The organism is Noviherbaspirillum denitrificans, assembly GCF_002211445.1.
GTDB lineage: Bacteria > Pseudomonadota > Gammaproteobacteria > Burkholderiales > Burkholderiaceae_D > Noviherbaspirillum > Noviherbaspirillum denitrificans.
The window spans coordinates 879,240-885,295 of the sequence record NZ_LSTO01000001.1; the positions used below are offsets into that span (position 1 = coordinate 879,240).

Consider the following 6,056-nt stretch of genomic DNA (forward strand, 5'->3'; position numbering starts at 1 on the left):
TGTCGCTGCGGACCTCGTCGCCTCCCGGCACCATCACGACCTCACTCATTTCCAGCAAGTCCTTTCCCAGCAACTCCGACAGCGGCCTTCCACTTGCCACCGTATCAAAGGTGAGCTTTGAAAATTCGCCGGATTCCTTCAGCTGATACAAGTGGACAACGACCGACAGGGGACGCCCGGAAACGTCGCGGTTGATGACCGGGTCAGCGACGGCCTTGATTTCATAAGTTTTCGGTCCCGATGCACATCCCGCCACTGCTGCAAGGCTGGCGAAGATTGCGGCCAGCTTCAACGGCATCGCTAAAGGCCTGTTTGGCGTGGACATATCGGTCTCCGGAAAAATATCGCGATCAAAAAGTTGCAATTATTGCATCGATGATTGTATATTATACAACATTGTAAAAAAGATAATATCTGCGCGGTGGTCTCTGATAACGGATTCCACGGGCGCGCAGATAGCGTTGTTAAAACGTAGGGCCAGGATTATGTTGGTCAGTGTTATCGCATGCTTAGTCGCAACGTTTGCCGCTCTGAGTTGGATCGGCTGGCGTTACTTCGTCTCGCCGGTGCGAACACCGTCACGGTCGCCCAGTCCGGACACGCGGACGCGAGGCATCCAGATATCCGTTTCCAGTGTCCATGGCCCGCTGCTGCTTGCGTTTGGCCTGGTCATGGCGAGTGTGGCAAGTGTCCTTGCCTTGTCCGGGCACATTTTCCTCGATCCCTTGCATGCGCCGCAGCTTGACCGCCAGCAGCATATCCAGGCAACGCTGACTCCAGAGGCCCTGGTGCCGCCTCCGCCGTTGCCGCCCTCCGTGTTTATCGGGACGGAACGGCCGGGACTGGAAAGCGCCAACCGGGACTGGAGCAGGCTCGATCCCGAATTCGTCGCCGCGGTGTTGAAGATATTTGCCCGCCTGGAATCGCGCGGTTATCCATTTGCACTGCTTGAAGGCTACCGGAGTCCGGAGCGCCAGGATGCGTTGGCAGATTCCGGGGCGCTCGTAACCAATGCGCGCGCTTTCCAGAGCAAGCACCAGTACGGACTTGCAATCGACGCGGCGCCGCTGCGGAACGGGAGGCTCGTCATCTCTGAAAAGGAACCTTGGGCGATGGACGCCTACCTTGCGCTGGGCGAAGAGGCGGAGCGGGCAGGGCTGACATGGGGCGGCAGATGGAAGCTCAAGGACTACGGCCACATCGAAGCGGCCGGCGCGATTCGTTCGCGCAACCGACGACCGTCGGTAAGCGGATAGAGAACTGAGGAAGACATATGTGGAAGTGGCTGCGGAACGGGAAGATCGCCTCGGCGTTCGGATTCCTGATTCTGATCGCATTGATCTGGATTGCAGGGCCCTACGTGGGATTGGTGTCGCGCGACGCCCGATTCGCGTCGATTTTCGGCGTGATGCTGCTGTGGGTGGTCACGTTGATGGCGGGAAGGCTGCTGGCGGAACGCGCAGGCGGCGTGCTCGAAAAGGTACTGCGCGGGCAGGCGGACGATGCCGTCATGGGGGCGAGTCCGGAAAGCCGTGCGGAAGTCACTCGTCTTCGTCAGCGCATGCTTGCCGCCATCGATACGTTGAAGACATCGAAGCTGGGCAAGGCAAGGGGCAAGGCAGCGTTGTACGAACTTCCCTGGTACATGATCATTGGTCACCCTGCTGCGGGCAAGAGCAGCGCCATCCTGCATTCGGGATTGACCTTTCCCTTTGGCGACAAACATGCCGTGCAGGGTGTCGGCGGAACGCGGGACTGTGACTGGTTTTTCTCTACCGAGGGCGTCTTGCTGGATACTGCAGGACGCTATGCAACACAGCGTGAGGATCGCGGTGAATGGCTCATGTTCCTCAAACTGTTGAAAAAATACCGGCGCAAGGCGCCAGTGAACGGCATTCTCGTGGCGGTCAGCTTTCCCGAACTGGTCCAGTTCAGGTCCGAACAGTTTGCGCTGTACGCCCGCCAGGTGCGCGAGCGCATCAATGAAATTGATGATGCCTTTGGTATCAAGGTGCCGATCTACCTGGTATTCACCAAGATCGACCTGCTCGGCGGCTTCGCCCAGTTCTTTGACGAGTTCACCGAAGACGAGCGCCAGCAGGTATGGGGGGCGACGCTGTCGCATGACCAGGGCAGTGAATTCGACGCAAAGCGTGCGGTGTGCCAGCAGTTTGACGAACTTTATCGCGGCCTCGTGCAGATCGGGAATGAAAAACTGGCGCTGACCCGTGAAAACGCTGCGCGTCCTGCCTTGTTCGCATTCCCGATCGAATTCAACGCGATGCGGGATGCCATCGGCAAGTTTGTCGAACTCCTGTTCCAGGACGACCCCTACCACGCCAAGCCGCTGCTCCGCGGCTTCTACTTTACAAGTGCACTGCAGGAAGGCGCACCACGGATTTCCGCCGGCACCCGTGTCGCACAGCAGTTCGATCTGGCGAAGCCCGGCTTTGACGCAGCTCACCCGCCGTCGTCAAACAGCTTCTTCCTGCGTAACCTGTTTCGCGAAGTGCTGTTCCCCGATCAGCACCTCATCACGCGCCAGCTAAAGACGGGAAACACACGCCTTCGTGTTGCAGGCATCGCCGGAGGACTGGCCCTGCTTGCATTCATCACTGCCGGTCTCACATGGTCTTACATCGGCAACCAGAAGCTGATTGCCAGCGCCGAGGAAGAGCTGTTGGCCGCGCGCGAACTGGCAAGGAGTGCCGAACTGACCGACAAGCTCAAGGCATTGCAGGTCTTGCAGCTGCGTATCGAGCGCCTGTATGCGTATCGAAAGGATGGCCATCCATTCAGCCTCGGGATGAGCCTCTATCAGGGACAGAAACTCGAGCGGATATTGCGGGCGGAGTATTTTGACGGCGTGCGATCCCTCATGCTCGGTCCGGTGACGGCAAGCCTTGAGAGCACACTGGCCGCACTTGGCGGAAATGCCGTACTGCGTTCGCCGATGCCAAAGGCGGAAGCGGTCGAGAAGCCGTCTCCGGTGGATGAGACGCTGCCAGGACCGGCCAAAGCCAGGAAGAAACGTGAGCCTGCCGAAGGATTACCGGTCATCCCGCTCGCCCATGCCCCAGTCCGGATTGTGCGAGTAGGCGCAAGCGATCGCGAAGCTCTGGCCGCCGCGCGAGGAGCGCAGGCGGCAGCGCGATCGGCAGCTGCGCCGACGTTGGAAGATGGCTACAACGCCCTCAAGACTTATCTGATGCTCGAGGACAAGGAGCGAATGGATGCCTCGCACTTGTCAGACCAGATACCGAGGTACTGGCGATCGTGGCTGGAAGCGAATCGCGGGAAAGGCAATCTCGAGGAAATCAATCGCCTCGCCGAACGTGTCGTCGCATTTTATGTCTCGCAGATGGCCGAGCCGGATCTTCCCCTGATCGACAATCGTGCCGAAATCGTCGCGGCAGGCCGAGATGTTTTGCGCAGCGCGATCCATCGCATGCCTGCCAAGGAGCGCGTCTATAACGAACTCAAGGCGCGGGCCAACACGCAATTTGCCCCGGTGACTGTGGGCCGCATCCTGAACAATCCTTCCACTACGGTTCTGGCGGGCAGTTACGCCGTTCCAGGAGCATTTACACGCGAAGCGTGGGACAAATACTTCCGAGCCTCGATTACGGAAGCAAGCAAAGGCGAAGTGCGTGGCGACGACTGGGTGCTTGCGGCAAGCACTGTCGATAATCTCGGCAGGGACGGCAACGCCGAGCGCACGCGGACCGAGCTTGAGTCGATGTACAAGGAGGAATTTGCACGCGAGTGGAAGAAGTTTCTTCAAGGCCTTGCCATCCAGGAATTCGGCAACCTGGAATCGGCCGCGCAGGGGCTGGGTTTCCTTGCTGATACACAGGCATCCGCAATCCGGCAGGTACTTGCGCGCGCCGCAAGCGAGACGGCCTGGGACAATCCCTCGCAACTGACCGCATCCATCCAGTCGGCCAAGAGCTCGGTGGTCGAGCGTACGGAAAAACTCATACTCGGCAGTTCCAACGCCCAGGCGAGCGTTTCGGGTGCGCCGAAGTACGGGGAACTAGGCGCGCGCTTTGCAGGCGTTGCCGGTCTGGTCGCAATACAGGAAGGTGGTCGCGCACCGATTTCGGCCTACCTCGAAGCCCTGGCCAAACTGAAATCCAGGATCGCGCAGATGGCCTCCAATGGCGAGCCGGATGCGGCTGCACGGCAACTGGTCCATGCCACCCTGACCGGAAGCGCCTCCGAGCTGGTTGATACGCTCGCGCTGGTCGATGGCGCACTGCTGTCCAACCAGAGTGAAGAGACCAGGGAAATTGTTCGCCCACTGTTGGTTCGCCCGCTCGTGCAGACTTTCGCCGCGCTGGTTCCCCCCGTGGAGCGCGACATCAACCGCGCGTGGCAGTCCGAGGTGCTTCCCCAGTGGCGGAGCCTGGCGAACAAGTACCCATTTGCGGACTCAGCTAACGAAGCGGCCATGGGGGACATTGCCAAATTCCTCAAGCCAGGCGAGGGAACCCTGCCGAAATTCATGGACAAGCACCTGGCGGGACTGACCGTCAAACGCGGCGAAGCGTGGACAGGCAGGACATGGGCGAATATCGGCGTCGGATTCAATCCAGCCTTCCTGGGCGGCGTGACACGCCTGATGTCGATCGGGAGCGCAGTTCTTCTCGAAGGGGATAGCGCGAAGTTCGAAATGCAGCCGGTACCCACGCCGGGTTTGAAGGAAATCACCCTCGAAATCGACGGGCAGTTGCTCACCTATCGCAACGGCCCGCAACCGTGGACCGCATTTACCTGGCCCAATCCCGCCAATACCGGTGCACAGGCCGCACGCATCCAGGCGGTGTCGGTCGCGGGCGTCGCGACTTCGGTCGCCAGTTTCAACGGAAGGCTGAGCCTGATGCGTTTGCTGGCGCAGGCCAGGACAGATAATCCGTCCAGTCCGACTATCGTGCTGGAGTGGCGCTTCAAGAAGGAGCGCGCGCCGTCCGAGCAAGAGCCGGCCGCCGCGAGGACAGATACGGACACGGATGCCGTGCGCTTTCATTTCCGCATGGTGAATGGAACGAATCCGTTGGCATTGTCGGGACTGCGCCGTGTCGCCCTTCCTGAAAAGATCACGAACTGAGGAACGGCACGATGATGGTTTTACCTTTCAGGCGCGCCGATACCGGGCTTATTGCCAGCTACACGCTCTACGGCAAACTGCCCAACCGGGCCGATTTCGTCCGGGTCAATGCAGACCATGCAGCCGCGGCCGAGTTCGATGAACTCATCCAGCGCACGTTCGAACGCCTCGCATACCAGGATCGCTGGGAAGAATCCTACGATACAGCCAAGCCGGTCGAATTCCAGTATGTGTCGCGCGACCTGCGGCACATCATGATTGGCATCCTTGCGCCCAGCCGTGACCAAGCCGGGCGGCGCTACCCGCTCGTTGCGACCGCTATCCTCCCAAGTGATTCTGTCGCCGGTTACACGCATGTCGCGCCGATTGCCTACGAAGTGTTTTTCGATGGACTGCGCGAGCAGGTGATGAGTGCAGTCGAAAATTCCGTCGAAGCGCTTTCGTGCCGCCAGTTTCTCGAGTCGCAATTGCGCGCGAATGACACCGCCGCGGCCGATCTCGAACTTGCCGAAAGCGTGGTCGCCCGGTTCATGCATGCCACGCCGGCCAAGACGCTGGCCGGCTTGCTGGCAGCAGTCGAATCGCCCCCCGAAATGATGCAGGCACTCTTGAACCTGGCGTTCTACCGTGCCTTCCTGCGGCGATTCGACACTCCAGCCACCAACCAGGTCATGCAGCTTCCCCTGCCGGCTGGAAAAGGCGAGCGTGCCCTGGTGGCTTGTGCCTGGCTCTCGACACTGGACGCACTGTGGCGGGGCAGGCGTAACGGTGATCCATGGCGTGCCAATTTCGTTGTGCGGGAATCCTCCCCCGGGCGTTATGCGCTCGCGGCCGTCTACGGACGGGCGCAGGAGCGGTTCACTGCCCTCATGCTCGGCGGCGCGTTCGACGCCTCTTGCAGTCTTGACCTCTCCAGGGAACAGCCCGCATGGACGAACCACCGCCT

3 protein-coding genes and 1 pseudogene are annotated in these 6,056 nt (G+C 60.3%); 3 read left to right on the plus strand and 1 reads right to left on the minus strand.

Annotated elements, in window-relative coordinates:
* Positions 1-325, minus strand: a 325-nt coding sequence (gene tssJ / locus AYR66_RS04455; RefSeq protein ID WP_206047057.1) for a type VI secretion system lipoprotein TssJ, incomplete at its 3' end; no start/stop codon positions are given.
* Positions 326-968: 643 nt separating this feature from the next.
* Here tssJ and AYR66_RS30640 point away from each other — a divergent pair.
* The 3 genes and pseudogenes from AYR66_RS30640 to tagF all read left to right on the plus strand — a co-directional run.
* Positions 969-1,256 (plus strand): annotated as a pseudogene (locus tag AYR66_RS30640) (M15 family metallopeptidase); the annotation flags it as partial.
* Positions 1,257-1,273: 17 nt separating this feature from the next.
* Positions 1,274-5,110: a type VI secretion system membrane subunit TssM gene (gene tssM / locus AYR66_RS04465; RefSeq protein WP_088706521.1), complete on the plus strand. Its 3,837-nt coding sequence runs from the start codon at positions 1,274-1,276 to the stop codon at positions 5,108-5,110.
* Between the two features lie 11 nt (positions 5,111-5,121).
* On the plus strand, positions 5,122-6,056 hold a 935-nt coding region (tagF, locus tag AYR66_RS29310; protein WP_206047058.1), incomplete at its 3' end, for a type VI secretion system-associated protein TagF.

Bases quoted from the DNA above. Each gene is read 5' to 3' on its own strand.
- tssM (WP_088706521.1), top strand. From the start codon at position 1,274: ATGTGGAAGTGGCTGCGGAACGGGAAGATCGCCTCGGCGTTCGGATTC.